Here is a 23647-nt window from a genome sequence, read left to right as displayed (position 1 = left end):
CTTGTGCCTGTGCTATTGCTTATTGTTGACCTAAATAATGGGTGACTTTTTTCGCTTCTGCAGCATCACTCCACCAATAGTCAATCCCTGTTGAAAGCTTTGGTTTAACCTTGGGCTGATGATACATGTTCCAATAGGCAAACCAGTTTTCACCTTTACCATAGGTCGGAATTTGATAATATCCGGCACGCAATAAACGATCCAGCACCTTGGTTCTGACCACCAATTGTTCACGATCAGGTGCACGGATGAGCTGCTGAATCACTTCATCAATCACCGGATTTTTGATGCCGGCATAATTATAATTTCCCGGCTGATCTGCCGATGCACTGCCCCAGAACTGTGCCTGTTCGTTGCCCGGATTCAAAGACTGTGGCATCACATTGGTGGTCATGTCAAAGTCCTTGCTACGCATGCGTTCAATGTACTGCGGCACATCGACATGACGAATGGCCACATCGACACCCAGACGTTTCATGTTGCGTATAAACGGCATCAGCGTACGTTGTAAACCATCTTGATGAATCAGAAATTCAATCCGAATCGGCTTGCCTTTGGTATCAAGCAAACGGCCATTCTTAAAGGTATAACCTGCTTTGATAAGTAACTGGCGTGCAGTCAGCAAATTATTGCGGTTAAAACCACTGGCATCAGAAACCGGATATTTCCAATCCTTCAAAACACCCTGACGTTGAATCGGATTTAATTTAGATAAATATGGTTTTAAAATCGCCAGTTCTGCACTGCTTGGAACACCTTTCGCTTCCAGTTCACTATTGGCAAAATAACTCTGTAATCTTCGATATTGTCCATAAAATAGCGCCTTGTTTTGCCATTCAAAATCGTAGGCATAAGTGATGGCTTGGCGAAATTTGATATCTTGAAAAGGTGTACGGCGGGTATTAAACACAAAACTTTGTGTCGGAATGGGATTCTGATGCTTGAATCTGTATTTCACCACCATCCCTGTTTTGACCGCAGGGAAATGATATTCCGTGACCCATTTACGCGCGGTAAACTCTTCATGCAGGGTATATTGTCCCGACTTAAAACCTTCAAAAGCAATGTCCAAACTACGGTAATAAACATACTTCAAACGATCAAAGTTATAACGCCCTTTATTGACCGGTAAATCTTTGCCCCAATAATTCGGGTTACGTTTATAGCTAATACTGCGACCGGCATCAATTCGATCAATCAGATACGGTCCTGAACCTAGAATCGGCTGCATGGTGACCCGGGTGAAATCTTTGTTCTGCCAATCTTTTTTAGAATAAATCGGCATTTGCGATAGTATCAGCGGCATTTCAGCATTATTGTCAGACTTGAAACTCATTTTTACTGCAGATTTGGATAACACTTCGGTTTTATCCAGATCTGCCAGATACATCTGCAAACCCGGATTAGACTTGGTCCGATAAGCATCAAAACTGAATTTAACATCTTCGGCAGTTACTGCACTGCCATCACTAAAGCATGCTTTGGGATTTAAATGGAAAATGACATATTTGGTTTGCTTGGGATCATAAGTCACTTTCTCCGCCAGCAAGGGATACATCACTCCCGGCTCATCCAGTGAATTCGACATCAGCGAGTCAAACAGATATTCCACGCCATCGGTTGAGCTGCCTTTACCATTCATACTATTCAGGTTATCGAATGTGCCATTGCTTGCAGTACTTAAATACCCCCCTTTGGGGGCATTGGCATTTGCATAAGGCATGACAGCTAAGCCAGCGTATTTCGGCTGGCTATGTACCGCAATATAAGGCGTGGTCTGCACAGCGGCCCACAACCCTTGCGTCAAAAGACTAACCCCGCAGGCAAAACTCAAGCATTTTGCTAAAGCAAATGACATCTAAAATGACTCCCTGTCTTTGCCTATAATTATAAGTTCGGCACTTTAATGACATCGCCAATACGCAATTGGGTATTCGGTTGAATCGCATTCATTTCCGCCAGTTTATCCGTATCCAGTCCATAACGGTTGGCCAAGCCAATCAAGGTATCACCGCGTTTGATTTTGTACTCTGTGACTGTTTTAGGCACCATGATCTGCTGACCGACACGTAAACCTGCACGTGTATTTAGATCATTTAATGATGCCAGTTCAGCCACCGATACACCTACCCGATTCGCAATCGCATTTAAAGACTCACCCGGTTTCACTGTATAGGTATCAGTACTTGTAGATGAAGATTTAGTTTTTAGCGGACTTGCAACGACAGGGCGAATACTGTTGGCTCTCGCTTCAATTTCAGGCGGCAAACCAATTTTTAGCTGCTGTCCGATACGTACAGTGCTTTTAGTACTGATTTGATTGAGATCGGCCAAATACTGAAGCTGCAAGTAATACTGACGTGCAATCGAACTTAAAGTTTCACCCGATTTCACAACATGCACAGTTGGCTTCACGCCTTTGACTGCTTTTTCAGTTTTGTCCATGACTGTTTCATTTACAGACTGAACCGCAGGTGCAGCTTCACCACTGAGTTTTAAGCGCTGTCCAACACGCAAGCCTGTATTACGGTTAATGCCGTTAATATTGGCAATATAATCCATGCCTAAATTATATTTAGCTGAAATAGCCGACAAACTATCGCCTGATTGCACTGTATAACTTTCAGGAACAGTTGAACCTGCAGGAATTTTAATGGTCTGACCGACTTGCAAACCGCTGCTATTGGATAATTTATTGAGTTGAGCTAATTCAGTTAAAGAGATTTTCGAATGTGCAGCAATACTGGATAACGTGTCACCCCGTTGAATACGATAGCTTTCAGTTTTATACGCGAGTTCTGAAACGTCTCTCACTGGAATCGTTTTTTCTTCCTGCTTAATCTCTACCTTGCTTTCAACTTCATTTAATGGAACATTGATTTTTTGCCCCACCCTTAAGCTACTGCCCGCAGTTAAACCCGTGGTTAAATCTGCCAGCTCCTGATTAGACAAGGCATAACGGTCAGCGATCAGTTTTAAATATTCGCCACGTTTGACCACATAAGACTTGGTTTTCACTTTAGCAGTGGATTTTGAATTATTGGTCCTGGTTTCCACAGGGTCGGAATTGCTTTGAGCCGTTTCTTTTAACGACAATTTTTGCCCAACACGCAAACCACTGCTGACGGATAAATTATTGTAGTCCGCAAGTTGTTTAACCGACATGCCAAACTGGCTAGCGACTCCAGTCAAACTGTCATTGGCTTGAACCACATAGCTTTCAGGCTGTGTTTTTGCCCTGCCTTGAGCAGGTGTTTCTGTACTTTGCGGTTTCGCATCGTAGAGATAAATACTGGTTCCCACGTACAGCGGTGAATTTGGATCAATCTGATTCCACTTCGCCACATCACGCCAGTTCAAGCCATTTTTCATCGCAATAACGGCTAAGGTATCTCCAGGAAGAACGGTATAGGTACTGCGTTTTCCTTTAGGTGCAACCACCACAATTTCTGAATCAGTCTTAACGTAGTTTTTACCTTGGTTACGTTTTGCTTCGTCAGAATCAATTTTGGTATTTTCCGCTACCCCTTTAGGATAAGCAAAGCCTTTAGTCAACTCCTTGCCTTGCTGCTCTGCCACAGACTGACTGGTTTGAATCGCAGTGAGTTTAATTTTACCGTCAAATGGATCGGTAATTTCTGTGCCTTGCGGTGCAATGGCTTTAAGTTCTGCAACCACTATCTCTTGTTCAGCTTTGCTGGCTACAGGCTGTAGCACTTGCTCAACTGTTTTATTTGCACCTTCAGCTTTTACTGCAGCCAAAATTTGTTCACGTTCAGCCGCAGATAATGGTGGCTCAACAGTCACAGGTTTAACATTGGCCACTGGAGTTACCGCAACAGGAATACGTGGTGCACTTGGAATATCGCTATTCGACGCAAACAATGCCAACGCTTCCGAACCTTGAGGCGTAGAGATACGCCGTGTATTTGAGGCTTGAGTTGTGGTCACAGGATTCGCAGCTTTAACCGCTGTCGCTGCAACGGGTTGAGCGGTTTTTGTAGTCGTCGTGGCTAATACTGGAGGTGCTTTTTTTACCGGATTAATCACTTGAGTATTGAGTTCAGGCGGATTAGATCTTTCTGGCGTAAAGGGTTGTGCAGTGCTGGCCCATAAACCACTAGAATTAGAAGATAATTTTTTAAGTCGGGCATCAATAGCAGGACTTAAATCCGCAGGAATAATAATCTTCATTGGGCTTTGACTATCCACCCAATCTCCACGATGTCCTGGATTTAATTGATATAGCTCGGCACGGCTTAAACCTGTAATAGAGGCAACTTCATTTAAATTCACTGTCCCTACAGGCACTTCTCTAAAGTGTGGGCGGTTGGCAATTGGAGGTAAAGACACTCCATACGCCCCCGGATTTTTAATAATTTGTGCAACCGCCAAGAAACGTGGCACATAGTTCATGGTTTCTTGTGGCAGTTTGAGTGACCAGTAATCGGTGGGCAAACCTGCCGCCTTATTGCGGTTAATCGCTTGCTGGATACGTCCCGGGCCTGCATTGTATGCCGCCAAAGCCAGTTCCCATGAACCGAACTGATTGTACAAACCACCTAAAAACTCATACGCTGCACGCGTCGATTCGACGACATCACGGCGACCATCATATAAACTGGTTTGTTTCAGGCCATAAATACGGCCAGTACTTGGAATGAATTGCCACATGCCTGCTGCTGCTGCACTACTGGTTGCTGCAGGGTCATACGAACTCTCAATAATCGGCAATAAAGCCAGTTCAGTCGGCAAGCCACGACGCTCTGCTTCTTTTACGGTGTGATAAAGATAACGTGAAGCACGTGCACTCAAACGGTCTAAATACGGTTGACGTGAAATAAACCAGCCACGCTGTGCTTCAATACGAGAGTCCCAATGGGTTTGATCCATTTTAAAACCCACGGTCATACGCTTCCAAACATCACCGTGTTTTAAAATGAGTAGACGATCCCCTTCTACCGCACGCATATCTGTTGCAGAGAGTAGATCTTCCAAAGAGTCCAAGCTGTCGGCATCCAGATATGCAGAACCCACCAGTTTCGATTTTGATCCTTGCGTTGCACTTTGGCTCGAGGAACACCCCGTCAGACCTAGCGCAGCTAAAGCTGAACCCAATACTGTAATTTTAAAAAAATTGGGTAATAAAGGCTGCCACAAAATCGCGGTTGGTTTATACATAAAAAAATCCAGACAACTCGTATAAAATTTATTTTTTAGATATGCCATTGTAGTGAAGCATGTCTTAGACACAAGGCAATAATTTAGCGCGATTTCACTATAAATGTTACAAGAAATTAAAAAATAAGCATGTTATACAGTTCAAATGTGCAATTGCGTTATACAATATGCCATTCACACAGTTCAATTTGACTTTTACTCGTTCGGATTTGGTTTATATGACTCAAACAATCACACTCTATGTCGATGGCGCTTGCCGCGGCAATCCAGGTTTAGGCGGTTGGGGTGCATATGTCATTACTGAAACTGAAAAGCATAAACTGTATGGCGGTGTTCCTGAAACCACCAATAACCGCATGGAACTCACTGCGGCGATTGAAGGCATTAAATCCTGCCCAACTGATGCCAAACTGATTATCTGGACAGATTCCAATTACGTGAAACAAGGCATTACCGAGTGGATTCATGGCTGGAAAAAGAAAAACTGGAAAGATGTTAAAAATCCAGACCTGTGGAAACTTCTGGATGCAACCTGCCAAGGCCGCGAAATTGAATGGAACTGGATTAGAGGTCATTCTGGACATCCGGGCAATGAAATGGCAGATCAACTTGCCAACCTGGGTGCAGACCAAACCTTAGCCAACATGAAAAATCCATCATCAAAAGCAGAAAACCCATTAGAAGAAGCTGTAATTTTAGATAAAAAAAAAGTGGAAAAGGATTGGTTGTTAGATGATCCTTTTGGTTTCGATTTAATGGAATCAGATGTACAGGATGACACGGAAGCTTTAGAGAATTTAGCACAAGAAATGATTCAGTCTGAAGAGATGAATGACGAAGCTGAAGTTCAAGATGAAATTGTAGAAAATGTTGCGCCTGATCTATTAAATGTAGAGCATCCACATATTGTGATTACACCACGAACCAAACAGGTTCATGGTCCGCGCCAATTGATTCTGGATACCGAAACCACCGGTTTCTATTTCCAGGACACTGACCGCATTATCGAGGTCGGTGCGATTGAAATGGTCAATCGCAAATTGACCGGTAGCTCCATTCACATTTATATCAATCCGAAAAAACCGGTCGGTGATTCTGAAAATATCCACGGTATTTCAGATGATTTCTTAAAAGATAAACCGGTGTATGCAGAAATTGCTGATGTCCTTTTTGAGTATTTAAAAGGCGCAGAGATTATTGCGCATAACGCCACCTTCGACATGAACTTCTTAAACATGGAGTTCAAACGTGCGGGCTTTGTGGCTTTATCCGATGTGTGTGAGGTTACCGACACCTTGGCCATGGCGAAAAGCAAACATCCAGGACAGAAAAACTCCCTTGATGCTCTGGTGCGCCGTTATGAAATTCCACAACGAGACCGTACTTTCCACGGTGCATTACTCGATGCTGAAATTCTGGCAGATGTCTATTTAGCCATGACCGGTGGTCAAGTTTCCTTTGACATGGATACCTTGACCGAGAGTGAGCAACAAGAGGCACAGACTGCACGTTTAAGTGTACAAATCGAGCTTCCTGTCATCTTGCCTTCAGAGCAGGAACTTAAAGCACATGAGACCTGGGTCAAAGAATTTGAAGAAAAACATGGCACAGCTTGTCTTTTTGCAAAATAAAATCTACATTTCTAGTGGTTTTTTGTATTTAAACATTTAACAGTTAAGTTATAGTTGAATGTAAAGAAGTTTCGCCTTTAACGGGCTGCTCATAAACAGATAAAACACTAGGAAAGGTGCAGATACATGTCTTACCAAACCTCTATTCATTTTGACCCAACTGCATTGCTGATAATAAAAAATGAGGTTGATAACTCAATTAAACTAGTCGAATCAGCGGTTAGCAGCTTAGCAGAAGATCAAACTTTACCTTTTGGTATTGATGATGCACTGAATCAATTTGAGCAATGTGCCCAGGTACTGGTGCTGATTGATATGCCCACCTTGGCTAAAATCGCTCAATATTCTGCTGAGTTAATGCGCAAAATCATGGGGAATCCTGCGCAAATTAACACCCAAGAGGTGATCGCCTTAAGCGAAGGCACCACCATGATGAAGCGCTATATCGAATTCATTTGCTTGCGTGAAGTTAAAATTCCGCAATTCTTGCTCGATACACTCAATCGTCTGGAAATTGTATTGGGTAAACCTGTTACCCATGAAGGTCAACATATTGAGTCTTTACTTGACTCTATCACTCCTGATTTCCAGCTTCCTAAAGCACCAAGCTTAGAGAAATCTAAATATGTGCATCGCTTGTACAAATTATCCTTAAACAAGCTGATTAAACAGGAAGAAACCGAATTTGATCTACAAGCGATCAAACTGGTCGGTGCATATTTAGCCGGTCTTGCCGAAAATACGCCAAGTAAGCAATATTGGAATTTGGTGCATGTCGCATTTGAGCAGATTGATCACTTGCTTTTGAATGATCCGCGTTTGCGTACCTTGGTCAGCATTGAGCGCAATATGGCGCAGTACTTCAGCACCCCGGATCGTTTCAAGCCAAGCTTGGCCGATTTAGCCAATATTTTAAGTTTGTGTATTAGCCAAGAAGATCAGACTGCCGAGCATATCCGCAACCAGCTTAATCTGGGTGAAGACCATCTGACCGATACACAATTACAAGTATTCAGCCGTCATCTTTATGGCCCCGATTTTGATACCATGCATACGATTAGCGAACTTGTGACCACTGAAATGACACAAATTCGTAACGATATCGAATACAACTATCAAAATATGACCCCGGAAAAAACACAAGAGTTACAAGATAAATTAAGCAGTCTTGCTAATATTTTCAAAGTGCTCAATCTTAATGAAGCCTTTAATGACTTATCACGCCAAGCAAGTTTGCTCAACAGTGCTGAAGTGCTGAAAGATGAAGGTTTTGCACAACAATTGATGAATTGCATTCTATCTGCAATGAATTCAATTGGCGTACTGGAACGTCATCACACCTCCAGCCGTTTACAGCTTCGTGTGCACAACATGAATATCTCTTTAGACCGTTTAGACGAAGCACATGCTGCTTTGCTCAATGAATCTAAAGCGGTGATTGAGCTTGCTAGCCAAACCCTAATGCAGTATTTACAAGACAGTAATTTGGCAACTGTAGAAAATCTGCCGACCCAATTGCGTGAAATTGGTGGTGCACTGTTGTTCTTAAATGCTGAAGCTGGTCAAACCGCGTTAAAAACAGCAGCAGAATTTATTCAGCAGCAAATTGAAAGTTCAACAGTGATTAATGCTGAACAAATCAATCACACCCTCGATACTTTAGCCAGTGCCGATATGATGATTGACAATTTAAAATACAAACAACCTGTATTGCAGTCGATGTTTAATGTAGCATTGCAAAGTAGCGAAAAACTGAAAACTGTTGCCTAATGTCTGAATTATCACTTGCTTATATCTTTCATCAACATCAACTGTTAGTGGATGAAAATTTTCAACTTCCTCAAGTAGAACGTTTGGCAAGTGATCTTCACTTCAACACGGGCGATCAAGTGATTGCCCGTGATCTTCTCGAACACGAGCCTATTCCTCAAGGCTTACAATTGGTTCCTATCCGTCAGTTATTGACGCTTTGGGATACAAGACAATTCGAACAGGCCAGTCGCGCAATTCAACTTTTAGAATGGCGTCGAAACCATAAATTCTGTAGTCACTGTGGGCATCTGACAGAAGTACATCCAACTGAATATGCCATGATTTGCCCTGCTTGCCATTATCACCAATATCCGCGAGTACAACCTTGCGTGATTACGGTCATTACCCGTGGTGATGATGAAATTTTGCTGGCTAAAAATGCAAAAAACAAAAGCAATATGTATGGACTGATTGCCGGTTTTGTCGAAGTTGGAGAAACCTTAGAAGAAGCGGTACGCCGTGAAACTTTTGAGGAAGTCGGATTAAAAGTAAAAAATGTGCAATATCTTGCCAGCCAACCCTGGCCTTTTCCAAGCAATTTAATGCTCGCTTTTCGCGCTGAATATGCTTCTGGAGAGATCAAACTTCAAGAAGAAGAAATCAGCGATGCGCAATTTTTTAAATTGGATCAACTGCCCGAAATTCCGTTTAAAGGCAGTATTGCTTATGCCATGATTAAACACATTACCGAAGGTCATCCTGTTGCAGATGACACCCGTGAATGGTTATAAGCTAAGGTTTTAGGGCTTCATCCAAAGCCGCTAAAATTTGTTTCTTGGTCTGGAAATAGCGACTGAACAAACTCGAAACCGAACCCATAATGGAAACATGCCCTGTCCCCGGGATGGTAATGATTTGGCTATGATTGCCCTTTTCCTGCAAAATACGATGCAAATCAGTTGAATTATTATGACCTACCACTTGATCATTCGATGCCAAAAACAGGTAATGCTTCACCGTGTTCGATTCAATAAAATAATAAGGCATCACCTGTTGATAAGGTACACTCTGATCAAACGCCTCGGCACATAGTGGATCATCTTTATAATCAAAATGATAAGGTCCAGACAATCCAATAATCGCTTGAATTTGGGCACGGCAGTGCAAGGTATACGGCTTCGGATGATACAGTGCCGACATGACATTGAATGCACCGGCTGAATGCCCCATCAACACCAGTTTTTCAGTGCGAATATTCAGTTTGGATTGATGCTGGGTCAGATAGTTTAATGCCAGACTCAGGTCATCAATATAACTGGGAAACACATGTTCAGGTGCTAAATGATAATTGATCACCGCAACGTCATAACCCTCTTTCGCAAAGGCTTCACCAACAAAGCGATAATCTTTTTTATCTCCATGTAACCACGCCCCGCCATGTACAAATACAATTAAGGGACGTTGTTCACGTGGTGCTTCGGCAGTAAAAATATCTAAGCGTTGTCGTGCTCTTAAGCCATAAGCAATGTTTTCAACGACCGAATAACCTTTTTTAGGGGTTAAACGATTCAGTGCATAACTACCAAAATCGTAAAGGCGAAAATCCTTGTAAAACATTTTCACCAATGCGACATTTTGTTCCAGTTTCTTTTTAACCACTTCAGTTACATTATTGAGCATTCGTAGGTTCAGCTTGGTCAGGATCAATGGCTACAGGCGTTTGTTCAATCGGTTGTGCATACACCACAGGACTGCTAAAACTTGAAGTCACTGCACGTGATTGTTCAACATTATCAATCAGGGTAATGATTTTAGTTACATTACCCACTTGCTCAAGCACCTGATTCAAATCCGTGATCTCGGCACTATTTAAACGTCCCATCACATATAAAATGCCATCTTCAGTATGAATGCGGACTTTACTATCGGATACCACAACGGCTTTCATAATCAGTCCACGCGTGTTCGCGGTGACCGTGGTGTCTTGCATAATGGTGGCATAACCAATTTGGTTGCCCACTTTAATATAATTATGTACAGTTTTGACATCGCTCATGGCACGTACATTATCTTCAGCCAATTGCTTTAAATGGGTATCTGGTACTTGGCCAGTCAATAAGACGTTGCCATGAAAACTTTCAATATTTACACGAGATTGTTTAAATCGTGCATCTAATTTATATAAATTAATTTTAGCGGTACGCTCTATAGAAGAGTCAATAAATACCTGTCCAAGTGAACGGGCCCCACTCTCTGTTCCGACTGGGGCTGTTCCTGTGCCACCAGAGATGAAACTTGCACAACCAGATAAACTTGCTACACACAGTAACGTCATTGCAATACGGTTAAACACTCAGCAAGACTCCTAATCGTTAATTTCAATTCTATTTTATTTCAGCATTTATGCTCTGATTTTGTTCAAAGATTAATAAACTCTTGATCAAAAGTAAAAGCATTTTCAATCCATTGTTGATCATAAGTGAATTTGGAAAAATCTTGCTGTATTGTTTTTGCAAATTGTTGAAAAAAATCAAAACAAAACACATCAAAACGACAATAAAACTGTTGGAATTGTGGATGAGTGTTTAAAAAGCATAAGGCAGATTTCATAATCTTCTTTTGTTTAGAGAGTGAAATTGTTTCACATGATTGTGCATATTGAGTCGCAGAGCGTGCTTTCACCTCCACAAATATCAATTCTTGATCCTTTTGCACAATCAGATCGATTTCCCCATATCGACAATGATAATTCGTGACAATGAGCGCAAAACCTTGAGCTTGTAAAAGTGCTAAGGCCTGTTGTTCCGCCCATTGTCCTAAATTTAAATTGGCTTGCATATTCGTTGCCATTACAAGGTCTTAATGCCTTTTCTGGTATTTTCATAGCAATGTGGAATACGCTGAATATGATTATTGCTGATTTTAATCAACCCTGTACGCCCCTCAAATTCAATACTTTTTAAATTCGGTTCATCTAAATATTGTTGCGCAATATGCCAGGTATCACTACCAAAGGCCAATAGTCGTTGATACGGCATGGAAACAGGATGGTGTTGATAGGCTTTAATTACATCTGACCATCCCGGATCGTATAAAGCAGGCACATCACAAAACCTCGCACCTTTGGGAATCGGTTGATGCTGTTCAATGGCATTCGCCAATACATAGAGATTTTTATTCGGCAGCTTAGCCAGAGTATTGAGCCATTCATTATTTCCGAGCAGTAATAAACTGCTTTGCTTATTCAACTTCTTCGGTATTTCCTCGACAACAGTTAAGGGATAATCAATTTGTGAAACTAAACACATGAGAAAAAGTTCACTGTCGATTTCTGTTCCCGGTTGGCGAAAAACATAAAGTTGCTTAATTTTATCTTTCTGCAATATCTGATTCAGCGCATAAGCATCATCTTTCTTGGATAGACTGAATTGCCAGACATTATCCGCTTGATCAGTGACTTCATTTAAAGCCAAAACACGAACTTTGGGTTTGCTCTTGATTAACCCTTCCACCTCATTGCGTGCTAAAGGCCCAATCACCATTTGAGTTTTTTTATTCACGTTATTTTTTAACAGCTGGGCAATTTGTTTTTGATCCGAGTTTACAAATTTAATCGGAGTTTTCTGACCTGATGCTTGATAAGCACTCATAAAACCCTGTTTGACACTCAATCCGGCTCGCGCCATAGGACCCGATTCAGGTAAAATGACCAATACCTCGGCTTGTGCGTGGGTAAAAATGCAATACAGCATGAAGCCTATCAAATTATTTTTATTATTCAACATTGGAGAAACCTTATGAGTGCTCAGTTATTTGTTGTAGCGACCCCAATTGGGCACTTAGATGACATCACTTATCGTGCAATTCATGTTTTGAAGTCTGTAAGTATTATCGCGGCAGAAGATACGCGTACTTCCGCTCAATTGTTAAAGCACCATAATATATCAACTCCACTGACTGCGTGTCATGAGCATAATGAAAGTAACAAAATTGATATATTGATCCAAAGATTGCTGAATGGCGAAGACATGGCCTTGATTAGTGATGCAGGTACGCCGCTCATTAGTGACCCGGGTTTTAAACTGGTTCGTGCCGCACAAGAGCATAATATTCGCGTGGTTCCTATACCAGGTGCTTGTGCTGCGATTGCCGCACTCAGTTCTGTTGGTTTGCCGAGTGACCGTTTTAGCTTTCAAGGCTTTTTGCCTTCGCGTCAATCTCAGCGTCGAATTCAGTTAGAAAAGTTAAAAGATGAAACTCAAACTTTAATTTTTTATGAAGCCCCGCATCGTATTTTAGAGTCAGTGAAAGATATGGCTGATATTTTTGGTGCAGAGCGTCCGGTTGGTTTTGCCCGTGAAATCACGAAAACATTTGAAACCATCAAAAAAATGACTTTGGCGGAGTTGATTCAATTGATTGAATCTGACCATAACCAGCAAAAAGGCGAAATTGTGCTGGTTATTGGTGGTGCAACAGCAGAAAAAGATTTGGATCAGGAAAAACTGGATCAATTATTGACGCGTTTATTGCAAGATTTATCGGTCAAAGCTGCTTCACAATTGGCAGCCGATTTGACTGGAATCAAAAAGAAAGTAGCGTATCAACGTGCTTTGGAACTCACCAATCAAGATTAAAAATGAGCCAGTAAAACTAAAAAAGCATCACGTCTGTGATGCTTTTTTTATATCCCTTACAAAAACCAAGTAAAGGACCAATTAATCTTTTGCAGATTCATCCGCAGGGACTTCAGTAATGCGACCACCACGTGCAAGGAACGCAGCAACTTCATCTTCCAAGGCTTGACGCTGTTTGAGTTTAGCAGTCACGGTTAAAGTTTCTGCTTCAGCCACATCGCCATCAGTTAGCGTAGGTTCACTGTCAGATGCCCCTTTTTCAGCAGCCTTCGCTTCATCCTCATCTACTGCAGTTTCTTCTACTTCATCGTAGTCATTCATATCTGTCATCTCTCTTTCTCCCCACAAATGACTTCCATAGTTCCAATGTGAATTGGTTTTGAATTAGGAAGAAATTTAGCAATCTCTGATCGTTTCGCATAGAGTCAAATACAAAAAAATCGTATCTTTTTTAGTCAAAAAAGTAAACTTATATGAATATTTGTACAAAAAGCAGCTTTTCAGTCTCAAACTGCATAACACGTGTCTTTTAAGACCTGTAATCCATTGGCTTGAGACATAAAGACATCTTTTAAGGCTGCATGTTGCTCCACCTGTTTTAAGCCGAAATTTCGCGCCCAAACCACAGGGAAAAGTTGTGTTGTTTCCATCCAGCCAATCGCAGACATGCTATGCATCATTGCATCATTTTGTCCTTTGCGACGGTGTTGGTAGCGCTGCAAAGTTTGTTCATGTGCCCATACGCCACGCTTTTTGTCATGCAGTAATGCATCACATAAAATGGCAGCATCTAAACAACCAATATTAACCCCTTGCCCGGCGAGTGGATGAATCACATGCGCGGCATCGCCAATCAGGGCTAAGCCGGCTTTCACATATTGCTGTGCAGCACGTGCTTTAAGCGGGAATTGTGCCCGTGGTGTAGCTTCCAATACTTCACCCAGCATGTGATGACTTTCACGGGTTAGCAGCGCAGTAAAATCGGCATCATTCAAAGCTGCATATTGCTCTGCATAATCATCTGGTAGTGTCCAAACAATCGATTGCCAATAGCCATCTTGTTCCGGCTTTAAACTGGCCATAGGTAAAAATGCCAATGGTCCGGTTTCAAGGAAAATCTGACGTGCCACATGTTGATGTGACTGGGTTGTTCGAATAGCGCAAGTTAAACCGGCTTGCTTGTAATCGAGGATATCTAGGTCAATAAAGGCTTGTTCACGGACAAATGAATTTGCGCCATCAGCCCCAATCACCAATTTAGTACTAAGTTTCGTACCATCTGCCAAGTGAATATGCCAGACGCCCACACCTTGTTCTACGCGTATGACTTTGACTTGAGTATGGTAATCTTGCAGCTGTTCCAGCATTTTTTGCTGAATGGCCAGATTCAGTACACTCGGCTCAACCATCGACCCTAAAGTCTGTTCAGCACTGGGTGTGTTTTGGCTGGATTGTCCAAAATTAATCTCACCATAGCCATTTTTATTCCACACCTGCATGCCGCTATAAGGCATCTGACGGGCAAGCTTTTCCCACACATGCACCGTTTTGAGCAAATGGATGGTGGCTTGGCTAAGTGCCAAAACACGTGGATTAGCTACGCCTAGCACTTTAGTTTCATCTAAGATGGGTGCAGCATCGAGTACCGTCGCCTGAACACCACCTTGCGCAAGCAACAATGCGGTTAAACCACCGACTAGGCCACCACCGATAATGACGACATCTAGCACATCTGACTGATTTAAACTCATGCTTTTAGCCCCATTGCGTAATTTGCCACCAATGGCTTCACGCCCGGAATCATATCAAAAACCAGTAATCCGGTATTGCGGATTAGTTTGAGCACAGGGTTTTGGTTACTAAAGCCACGTACCACAGTGTCACAGAACTTGATCACACGCTGTTGATCGGTCAAGCGTGCCTGCTCGTAAGCCAGTAACATGCTTGGCTCGCCAATATCTTCAGATTTGGATAATTTTTCTGTCAGAGAACGCACCAATACATACGCATCACGCATGCACAGATTAAAACCCTGCCCTGCAACGGGGTGAATGGTATGTGCCGCATTACCCATCAGCACCACACGCCCTACTGCCTGTTTTTCGGCAAGGACTTGGGACAATGGGAAACTAAAACGGCGACCAGTTTTTTGGAACTTGCCTGCCCGGTCGCCATAAGTTTCTTGTAAGGCATCTAGGAAATGTTGATCATTTTCTTCACCTAACCATTCACCTTCAGTTCCTTTTTTCACCGGCCAAACCACTGAACGACGATATTCACCCGGTAATGGCAATAGCGCCAAAGGTCCAAGCGGACTAAAACGCTCAAAACCAACATGATTGTGTTGTTTTGAGGTTTGCACTGTAGTGACAATAGCGACTTGATCATAATCATGTTCATCTACACCAATGCCTAAAGCTTTACGACAGAATGAATCACGACCATCAGCAGCAATCACTAGTTTGGATTGTAAAGATAAGATTTCTTCACCGCGTACAGCTTCAATATAAGCTTGATCAGCATCTTGCGTTAGTGAAGTGACTTGCACACCATCAATCAACTCAATAAGCGGCTGTTTTCTAACTTCCGTGAGAAGTACGCGACCGAGCCAGGCATTTTCAATGACTTGTCCAAAGCTTTCGACTTTTTCTTGTTCAGCTTTTAGTCGTGCCTTACCAAAACTGCCTTGCTCTGTAATATGTACCTCAAGAATTGGCGTTGCATGTTCTTGCAAGGCATTCCACAAACCGAGTTCTTGATAGATTTGAACACTGCGACGTGACAAGGCACTATTTCGTGCATCAAAACTGGAGTGATAAGGTGCAAGATTGGCATCATCATAATTTGGATATTTGATGGCTTCGAGCAGCTTCACCCCAATGTTTGCCTTAGCTAACATTAAGGCTAAACTTAGCCCGACCATACCACCGCCTATGATGATTACTTCTTGCTGCATGCTTTGATCCTTTTATGTCGTATCTACAAGGTTTAGATACTTATAATCATGATGGATTTTATATTACATCAAAGATTTTCATTTTTATAATGAATTAGCACTTCGCTTGCGGGTGAGAATAAAGTGTGGGTAAATTTCGACTATATAGCTTTAGCTCTCGAGATAAAATGATCAACAGAAATATATAAGTTTCACCCCTTCTCATAAAAAACGGAGCTTAAGCTCCGTTTTTTCTAGGATCAACCAGCTCATCAAAATTAAGTCCATGATATAAATCACGCAACAATTGACTTAATTAGGATTCAAGTTGGTCTTTGTATTCGGTCGTTATCTTTTAACGCACAACTCTGATCTGAGGCTCATGCTGTACTGATTTACCTAACTTAGTTCCTGTATAAATTAAATAAAGTGCAGATAAACCAACCAAGACATAAACAATTCGAGATAGAGGGCTCATTTCACCAAAGATTGCAGCGACCAAATTGAAGTCAAATGCACCAATTAAGCCCCAGTTGATGCCACCAATAATGGTTAAAGCATAAGCAATCCAGTCTATAGTATTTAATCTCATCATTTTTCTCCCGCTCTTGTTTAAGTTTATTTGAGGATCAGGGAAAGTATGAGAAGGAAAGCAGATTTAATATGTTGCTTTGATGCTAAAAACCGATTTTATATGTTGAATTAGTGTCTATTTATAGAACTTAAATTTTAATTCGGTTAGTTTTATTTGAATTATTCGCGATAAACGTAAATTAACTCGCCTCTCGATTTCAATGAGTATCAAACCAACTATATTTGTTAGGAAAATCGTTATGACGAGTAACAGGTGTACCCTATTCATTCACCCCATGAATCATGGTTAATTCTTCATAAAATATCTCAATGCCTTACCCCCAAGGATATTGTATCTTTAATAAAAAAGCCGATCATCTGACCGGCTTTTGACTTCGATACTTGCTTAAGATACTTTCACTTTTGCCATCAACGCTTCAATATCCTCTACTGTTTTCACCACATCTTTAGTAAGCACTAGAGGCCCATTTTCGGTAGCGACCACATCATCTTCAATACGTATACCAATACCACGCCATTTCGCATCCACTGTTTCATCATCTGGTGCAATGTACAAACCTGGCTCAACGGTAACGACCATACCTTCTTCATAGGCACGCCATTCACCGTCAATTTTATATGAACCGACATCATGTACATCCATACCCAACCAGTGACCAGTGCCATGCATATAGAACTGACGGAAGGTTTCTTTTTGAATAATTTCTTCAATGTCGCCTTTCATCAAGCCAAGTTCAAGCAGACCTTCAACCATAATGCGGACAGCAACATTATGCGGTTCTTTGTATGAATTTCCGATACGTACCGCATCAATCGCTGCAAGTTGTGCTTTTAAAATAAGTTCATATAACGCTTTTTGTTCAGGGCTAAATTTACCATTGACTGGGAAAGTACGGGTAATATCCGATGCATACAATTGATATTCACATGCTGCATCAATCAGGACTAAATCACCGTCGTTCAGCTCTTTGTCATTTTCCACATAATGCAGAATGCAGGCGTTTGCTCCGCCACCGACAATACTGTTATAGGCAGGCACACATCCATTTTTACCGAAGATATAATCGATTTCTGCTTCAAGTGCATATTCCATCATGCCCGGACGCACAGTTTGCATGGCACGGGTATGCGCTTCACTACTGATGTTTGATGCAAGTTGCATCAACTTGATTTCTTTTTCGGATTTGTGCAAACGCATTTCATCTAAAATACGATCCAGCTGAATCACACTTGCAGGTGCAGAGGTACCTCGACGTGATTCACCGTTGGCCTCAGCAATCCACTTTGCTACACGCGCATCAAAATCAGCTTGCTGACCAATACGATAGAACAATTTCTGTTTATCGAGCAATTTTTCGATAATTTCTTCATCTAACAAATCAATCGCGTAGGCTTCATCAGCCTCATAATCATCTACTGCACCATCTACACCGGCACGGTAACCGTTCCATATTTCCATTTCACGGTTACGTTCACGGCAGAACAAGCTATAGGTATAACCTTCATCAATCGACTCAAACGTCTCAATGACAGCGACTGCTTCAGGTTCTGCAAATCCCGTCAGGTAAAAAAAGCTGCTGTCCGCACGAAATTTATAATCTGCATCACGGTTACGCATAGCAACCGGACTGGTGGCAATAATCGCAATACTGTGCGGACCCATTTCTTCTGCCAGGCGGTCGCGACGTTCCTGAAAATCTGCTTGAGTCAGTTTCATCATTAAGTTTACTTTTGTCTTTTATGAGTGGAGGTTATAACTTTTTAAATAGCCTGTTGTTGAACCAGAATCGCCCGAATTAGCTCGGACGATGTGGGGTAAACATTTCTACAACACTGCTTGCATCTGTTGAAGCTGCGCGTTTCAATTGAGGCTGAAGCTTTTTCAGCAATGGTGTTTCTGCAATTTCTACTTTTTTGCGTCCTAACGACAGACTCACAGGAATCAAGCGCACAAATTCATACAGTTCTTGATAGCTTGCTTCGCCTTCTTCGTCATCATCAGATTCTTCGAATTCAACTGCTGCAACATCTTGAAGATGTTCAATCCATTCGACTTCATCTTGACGGATATGACCTGAAGCCAAACCAAAACCGAGCACAACCCCGGCACACCAGTCTGCCAACGCTTGTACACGATCAGCAAGAACGTGTTCGTCATCTGGAAGCAGAGGTAAATAATCCAGTTCATCGTCCGATAAAGCATGAGAAATATCTTCTGCTTCATCTGTGAGCAAATTCAGCACTTGTTCATCCAATGCTGGAATTTCAAGGGTTGCTAAAATTTGTTGCCATTCATCGCTAGTTGGTGCCTGAGTAACACAAATAATACCCGTAAGTAACCCATGTAACTCACTAGGGCTTGAAATCTCTTCAATTTTTGAAAAATTGTGGTGCCATTCCGACCAACCTGAAATATCGTCTTGCATTCGTTTATCCAATCTCTATACTTCGTATATATTACCTTTGTTTGCAATACTGTGCGACTACCATATGTTAGAAGAATTACAGCGTCTACAGGCGCATATTGGCGTTTTAAAAACGCGACTTACGCATTATGAAAGTGAAAATAGTGCACTCACCGCGGCAAAAGAAAATTCTGCCGAACATCATCATGCCCAAATTGTGCAAAAGAACGGCATCATCACCAAGAAACAAGAAGAAATAGACGATCTTAGCGAGCAATTAAGTGATGCACGCTCCCAGTTCAAGCAATTGAACACGGATGCGACTTCTTTAGCTGATCGTTATAGCCGTTTGGAAAAAAGTTGTACCGATCTTAAAAATCGTTTTCAGGAAATTCTTGCTGAACGTAATGAATTACGTGTCATTAAAGAAAAAATGCAAAATGAACAACGTCTTGCTCAACAGGAAATTCAAGCTTTGCAGCAAGAACGAGAAAGATTGTTACAAAAAAATGAACATGCCAAGGCCAAGGTTGAAGCGATTATTCAGCGCTTGTCTATTTTAGGGACTGCTCAAGATCAGCACGCGCAAGAAATTCAACAACTTGCTCACCCAACAGAAGTCAATGAGGACATTTAGTCATGAGTGAACAAATTGCTGTTGAATTGCGGGTATTGGGACATAATTTTCGTTTAGCTACCACTGAAACTGAAAAGGCTGATCTGGAACGTGCGGCTGAATTGTTAAATGAAAAATATGATGATTTTCGTCGCAAAGCCCCACGTCTAGAGCCAACTAAACTGATTATTATGGTGGCTTTGGAGCTGATGCAAGAGGTGCTGGCGATGAATAAATCATTGCAAGAATATGCCCACTGCGAGCGCTTGTTGGCGACCATTTTAGAAGATGTGGATGATTTGGCTTAATTTTTCTTAAAATTGGGTAAAGTATCGGCAGTTGAAATCTAAGTTTACAGTTCCTGCACACGGATGATTTGCCAATACGTGATTATTGGTTATACTTACTCTATCTCTGAGGTGTTCGCCAGCGCGTCTATATCCCTGCCGATACTTAAATCTACGGATTGTGTTCTGCATATTTAGAGTGTATGCCCATCTTCGGATGGGAAACCCAGCAAGTATGCGTCGCGTCCACCTTGAACTTCTTCGGGTTCAGGGTAATGACATGCAGCGGCATCTTCGGAGTGTTTTTTATTATTCTCAGCATTATTTATTACAATATTTCTTCATACATTTTATATTTTAAATAATTTTATTATTCAATCTCATTGTCTTTAAGCTATTTTCATTGATATTTTATGCAAAAAAATACCCAAGACTTGCATCTTGGGTACATGACTTTACTTTACAGATTCTGTTATTCAGACTTTTGCAAACGAAGTGCATTTATCACCACAGACAAAGAACTGAGTGACATAGCCACCGCAGCAAGCATCGGGGTCAACAACAAACCTGTTAATGGATAAAAAATCCCCGCAGCCACTGGCACACCTAAACCATTATAGACAAAAGAAAATGCCAGGTTCTGCTTCATGTTTTTCACGCCCAGTTTCGCCATATGAATGGCATCCGCCACACCACGAATATCCCCTTTAACCAAAGTCACTTGGGCTGTTTGCTTGGCAATATCGGTACCATTGCCCATTGCAATCCCGACATTCGCTTGTGCAAGCGCAGGTGCATCGTTAATACCATCACCGGCCATTGCCACAACTTTCCCTTGAGCCTGATATTTTTTTACGATGTCTAATTTTTCAGTCGGGGTACAGTTGCCATAGACCTGCTGAATTCCCAGCTCAGCTGCAACCATTTTTGCATTTTGTTCATGGTCACCTGTAGCCATTACCACTTCAACGCCGTCGGCAATCAGTTGGTCGATCACTTGATGCGCATTGTGTTTAATCGCGTCATGAATCGAGATATAGGCCAAAACTTCTTGCTCATTGACTAAGAAACTAATTACGTTGCCTTTAGATCGTTGCTGATCAAGTTGTGCTTGAATAGTCTCATTTAACTTTAAGCCCAGTTGATCGATCAGTTTTTGGCTGCCCACATACAATATTTGATTTTCAATCTGCCCTTTCACCCCAAAGCCTGCAACATCTTCAAAATCCCTGACTTTTAGCAGTTGCTCATGGGGAACTAGCTTGGTTAAAGTCTGGGCAATTGGATGAGTTGAATACTGTTCAATCGAGGCAATCCATTGTTCCACTTGCACTTGCTGAACATGATCTGAAAGCAGTTTAATCTCTTTGAGGCTCGGTTTACCCTCGGTCAAGGTCCCGGTTTTATCGACAATTAAAGTAGTGACTTTGCTTAAGGCTTCAATCGCTTCTGCATCTTTAAACAGCACACCTTTTTGCGCTGCCCGACCTGTCGTTGCCATGACTGACATTGGCGTTGCCAAACCTAAAGCACATGGACAGGCAATAATGAGTACAGCCACTGCACACATCAGCGCCAGATCGAATTGGGCTTTGCCAAACACCATCCAGGCAATAAAGGTCAGCACACTAATAGCTAAAACAATCACCACAAAATATTTGGCAAATACATCGGCGAGTCTTTGTAACGGCGCTTTGGAGCGCTGTGCTTCGGCTACGGTTTGAATCATTTTGGCTAAAGTCGTATTAGCACCGACTGCCGTGGTTTGAATACGTATACTGCCCTGCTGATTCACCGTACCGCCAATCACCCGGTCATCAAGTTCTTTTTTTACCGGAACTGGTTCACCCGTCATCATCGCTTCATCAACATAGGTCTTTCCTTCCACGACCATGCCATCGAGTGGAATCTGATCCCCTGAAGAAATCTGCAAGATATCGCCCTGTTTCACCATGCCAACATCCACTTCCACCACCTGATCATGCTGCACCAGTTTTGCGGTATGCGGCTGTAGTTTCAGCAATGATTTTAACGCATCTGCGGTTTTGGCACGGGCTTTCAGCTCCATGATTTGTCCGAGCAGACTTAAGGACACAATCATACAAGCTGCTTCATAATACACGGCAACCCCATGACCAGTTTTGGCCTGCATGGGAATCAGTGATGGAAAAACTGTTGCCACAACACTGTAAATAAATGCAGCCAGCACCCCAACACCAATCAAACTCCACATGTTCAGGTTGCGGGTTCTATAAGATATCCAACAACGCTCGATGAATGGCTTACCTGCCCAAAGGATGACTGGAATTGAAAGCACCAGTTCAATCCACAGCTGAATATGCTGCGGAATAAAGGCATGAATATGCGAACCCATGGCCAATACAAATACGATTAAAGTCAGTGGCAATGTCATCCAGAAACGGTGACTGAAATCGACAAGTTCAGGATTGGGTGCATCATTTAAGGTCGGTTGCATCGGCTCTAAAGCCATACCACAGATCGGACAGGTTCCCGGTCCTTTCTGCACAATTTCAGGGTCCATCGGACAGGTATAATCCATATCCTCCGCACCTTCCGGTACTGGACGCTGATCGGCTGGAATAAGATAAAACTCCGGGTCGCCTTTAAATTTTTCCAGGCAGGACGGATTACAGAAATAATAAGTTTTAGCTTGATACTCTGTTTTTAAATCGGTTGCAGTATCCACCGACATGCCACAAACAGGGTCAATTTCCGAACCATGTGATGATGAAGGATGCGCTCCGCCACAACAACTGGATTTCTTTTCTTCAACTGCTGCTTTTGCTGTTGAACCACAGCAAGAGGATGCTTTTTGATGAGTTTGCAGATATTGTTCAGGCTGTTGAGTAAATTTATTCAAACAGCGTTCTGAACAGAAATAATAGTCTTGCGATTCAAACTGAGTGTGAAACTTAGAATCCGTTTTAACCTGCATGCCACAGACTGGATCAACAGTTGTTTCACTCACCTGTTCTGCAGTTTGCGCTTTATTTCCCGCACAACAGCCTGATGATTGCGCTACTGGTGGTTGATTTTGAGAACCAAAGCAAGATTTTTTTTCATCTGCTTTTGATTTAGATCCACAACCACATCCCGAGACTTTAGGTTGATCCTTTTCTAAATACTGTTCTGGATTGGCCTGAAATTTATTCAAACAGCCCTGACAGCAAAAATAATAATTCTGTCCCAAATATTCAGTATGCGGTTTGGACAAATCTGTCACGGTCATGCCACAGACAGGATCAACATATTGCTGCTGTTGTGTTTTCTCACTACCACAACATGAAGATGATGGCGCTGCCACTTTGGCTTTATTTACACAGCCACAGCCTGATATAGACTTGGTTTCTTTAAGGTAAGCTTCAGGATTTTTAATAAACTTTTGTTTGCAGCCATCACAACAGAATAAATATTTTTTCCCTAGATATTCAAAATAATGTTCTGAATTTTCAGAAACATTCATTCCACAGACTGGATCAACTTTCATTAATTCAAGGACTGAATCCTGTTTTGCACAGCAGGAAGATTTTTGTTGCTCATTCATCCGACTCACCTGTTTTATTCTTGCATTGTGTTAGCATAAAGTCT

19 protein-coding genes and 1 other RNA gene are annotated in these 23647 nt (G+C 42.0%); 7 read left to right on the top strand and 13 right to left on the bottom strand.

What is annotated here, in order from left to right:
- Positions 1-19: 19 nt before the first annotated feature.
- Both HLH16_RS05685 and HLH16_RS05680 read right to left on the bottom strand, forming a co-directional pair.
- Positions 20-1858: an extracellular solute-binding protein gene (locus tag HLH16_RS05685; protein WP_171528605.1), complete on the bottom strand. Its 1839-nt coding sequence runs from the start codon at positions 1856-1858 to the stop codon at positions 20-22.
- 29 nt (positions 1859-1887) lie between these two features.
- Entirely contained in the window at positions 1888-5181 is a 3294-nt protein-coding gene (locus HLH16_RS05680) for a LysM peptidoglycan-binding domain-containing protein (RefSeq protein WP_171528604.1), read from the bottom strand.
- 218 nt (positions 5182-5399) lie between these two features.
- Here HLH16_RS05680 and dnaQ point away from each other — a divergent pair, with 218 nt between their 5' ends.
- The 3 genes from dnaQ to nudC all read left to right on the top strand — a co-directional run bounded on the left by dnaQ (position 5400) and on the right by nudC (position 9355).
- Entirely contained in the window at positions 5400-6812 is a 1413-nt protein-coding gene (gene dnaQ / locus HLH16_RS05675) for a DNA polymerase III subunit epsilon (RefSeq protein WP_171528603.1), read from the top strand.
- 126 nt (positions 6813-6938) lie between these two features.
- On the top strand, positions 6939-8582 hold the full coding sequence (locus HLH16_RS05670; protein ID WP_171528602.1) for a chemotaxis protein: 1644 nt from the start codon (positions 6939-6941) through the stop codon (positions 8580-8582).
- Positions 8582-9355: an NAD(+) diphosphatase gene (nudC, locus tag HLH16_RS05665; protein WP_171528601.1), complete on the top strand. Its 774-nt coding sequence runs from the start codon at positions 8582-8584 to the stop codon at positions 9353-9355. The genes HLH16_RS05670 and nudC overlap by 1 nt, the downstream gene beginning before the upstream one ends.
- Before the next feature lies 1 nt (position 9356).
- Here the strand turns inward: nudC and HLH16_RS05660 are convergent, their stop codons facing one another.
- The 4 genes from HLH16_RS05660 to HLH16_RS05645 all read right to left on the bottom strand — a co-directional run bounded on the left by HLH16_RS05660 (position 9357) and on the right by HLH16_RS05645 (position 12349).
- Positions 9357-10244 (bottom strand): alpha/beta hydrolase, encoded by an 888-nt coding sequence (locus HLH16_RS05660; protein WP_171528600.1) that lies wholly within the window; start codon positions 10242-10244, stop codon positions 9357-9359.
- Entirely contained in the window at positions 10234-10917 is a 684-nt protein-coding gene (locus tag HLH16_RS05655; RefSeq protein ID WP_171528599.1) for a BON domain-containing protein, read from the bottom strand. The genes HLH16_RS05660 and HLH16_RS05655 overlap by 11 nt, the downstream gene beginning before the upstream one ends.
- 65 nt (positions 10918-10982) lie before the next feature.
- Positions 10983-11414 carry a YraN family protein gene (locus HLH16_RS05650; protein ID WP_502707639.1) on the bottom strand — a complete coding sequence of 144 codons (432 nt, stop codon included), beginning with the start codon at positions 11412-11414 and terminating at the stop codon, positions 10983-10985.
- Complete coding sequence (locus HLH16_RS05645; protein WP_171528598.1) at positions 11414-12349, bottom strand: penicillin-binding protein activator; 936 nt, start codon at positions 12347-12349, stop codon at positions 11414-11416. Before HLH16_RS05645 ends, HLH16_RS05650 begins: the two co-directional genes overlap by 1 nt.
- Before the next feature lie 12 nt (positions 12350-12361).
- On the opposite strand from HLH16_RS05645, the gene rsmI reads away from it, so the two are divergent.
- On the top strand, positions 12362-13201 hold the full coding sequence (gene rsmI, locus HLH16_RS05640) for a 16S rRNA (cytidine(1402)-2'-O)-methyltransferase (RefSeq protein WP_171528597.1): 840 nt from the start codon (positions 12362-12364) through the stop codon (positions 13199-13201).
- An 81-nt stretch (positions 13202-13282) separates the two neighbouring features.
- Here rsmI and HLH16_RS05635 read toward each other — a convergent pair whose 3' ends face one another.
- The 6 genes from HLH16_RS05635 to HLH16_RS05610 form a co-directional block, all read right to left on the bottom strand.
- Positions 13283-13531: a hypothetical protein gene (locus HLH16_RS05635; protein WP_171528596.1), complete on the bottom strand. Its 249-nt coding sequence runs from the start codon at positions 13529-13531 to the stop codon at positions 13283-13285.
- 176 nt (positions 13532-13707) lie between these two features.
- Positions 13708-14952: an FAD-dependent monooxygenase gene (locus tag HLH16_RS05630; protein WP_171528595.1), complete on the bottom strand. Its 1245-nt coding sequence runs from the start codon at positions 14950-14952 to the stop codon at positions 13708-13710.
- A complete protein-coding gene (gene ubiH / locus HLH16_RS05625) occupies positions 14949-16157 on the bottom strand; it encodes a 2-octaprenyl-6-methoxyphenyl hydroxylase (RefSeq protein ID WP_171528594.1) in 1209 nt (402 codons plus the stop codon). The genes HLH16_RS05630 and ubiH overlap by 4 nt, the downstream gene beginning before the upstream one ends.
- 334 nt (positions 16158-16491) lie before the next feature.
- Positions 16492-16728 carry a DUF378 domain-containing protein gene (locus tag HLH16_RS05620; RefSeq protein WP_171528593.1) on the bottom strand — a complete coding sequence of 79 codons (237 nt, stop codon included), beginning with the start codon at positions 16726-16728 and terminating at the stop codon, positions 16492-16494.
- A gap of 387 nt (positions 16729-17115) precedes the next feature.
- Complete coding sequence (gene pepP, locus HLH16_RS05615) at positions 17116-18447, bottom strand: Xaa-Pro aminopeptidase (RefSeq protein ID WP_171528660.1); 1332 nt, start codon at positions 18445-18447, stop codon at positions 17116-17118.
- 79 nt (positions 18448-18526) lie between these two features.
- A complete protein-coding gene (locus tag HLH16_RS05610; RefSeq protein ID WP_171528592.1) occupies positions 18527-19156 on the bottom strand; it encodes a UPF0149 family protein in 630 nt (209 codons plus the stop codon).
- Positions 19157-19220: 64 nt separating this feature from the next.
- Between HLH16_RS05610 and HLH16_RS05605 the strand changes: the two genes are divergently transcribed.
- From HLH16_RS05605 to ssrS, 3 genes are all read left to right on the top strand, one after another.
- The gene (locus HLH16_RS05605; RefSeq protein WP_171528591.1) at positions 19221-19772 is read left to right on the top strand and encodes a hypothetical protein; all 552 of its coding nucleotides are present in this window, start codon (positions 19221-19223) and stop codon (positions 19770-19772) included.
- A gap of 2 nt (positions 19773-19774) precedes the next feature.
- Positions 19775-20059 carry a cell division protein ZapA gene (locus HLH16_RS05600; protein ID WP_067724073.1) on the top strand — a complete coding sequence of 95 codons (285 nt, stop codon included), beginning with the start codon at positions 19775-19777 and terminating at the stop codon, positions 20057-20059.
- Positions 20060-20159: 100 nt separating this feature from the next.
- Positions 20160-20343: non-coding RNA, 6S RNA (ssrS, locus tag HLH16_RS05595), on the top strand.
- 167 nt (positions 20344-20510) lie between these two features.
- Here the strand turns inward: ssrS and HLH16_RS05590 are convergent.
- Positions 20511-23603 (bottom strand): heavy metal translocating P-type ATPase, encoded by a 3093-nt coding sequence (locus HLH16_RS05590; RefSeq protein WP_171528590.1) that lies wholly within the window; start codon positions 23601-23603, stop codon positions 20511-20513.
- Between the last annotated feature and the right edge of the window lie 44 nt (positions 23604-23647).

The organism is Acinetobacter sp. ANC 5378, assembly GCF_013004315.1.
Classification (GTDB): domain Bacteria; phylum Pseudomonadota; class Gammaproteobacteria; order Pseudomonadales; family Moraxellaceae; genus Acinetobacter.
Note: the sequence above shows the minus strand (reverse complement) of the source record. Positions and strands in the feature narration are given on the sequence as shown.